This is a genomic window from Rhizobium ecuadorense, from assembly GCF_001187535.1.
Taxonomy (GTDB): domain Bacteria; phylum Pseudomonadota; class Alphaproteobacteria; order Rhizobiales; family Rhizobiaceae; genus Rhizobium; species Rhizobium ecuadorense.
Genome location: NZ_LFIO01001377.1, coordinates 1 through 246, shown reverse-complemented (window position 1 = coordinate 246; position 246 = coordinate 1). Strand labels below are relative to the sequence as shown.

The following is a 246-nucleotide window of genomic DNA, read 5'->3' as shown; positions in this document are numbered from 1 at the left end:
CCTTGATGGCATCGACGTTGTAGCACAGCCCGTCATAGGTCGAATTGGTGATGACCATCAGTCGGACCTTGCCACTGGTTTCGCCGGCGTACCGGCTCGCAGCGATTTTCTGGGCGATAGCCTCCGGCGTAAACTGGTCCTTCGAAATCGGGCCGATAATGCCGAGCCCGTTGCGGGACGGCGTCAGGTAGATCGGCGTTGCGCCCGTCATGATCAGCGAATGCAGGATGGACTTGTGGCAATTGC

1 pseudogene is annotated in these 246 nt (G+C 58.9%); it reads right to left on the bottom strand.

Annotated elements, in window-relative coordinates:
• A pseudogene (locus tag AF337_RS29650) lies at window positions 1–246 on the bottom strand (lysine decarboxylase); the annotation flags it as partial.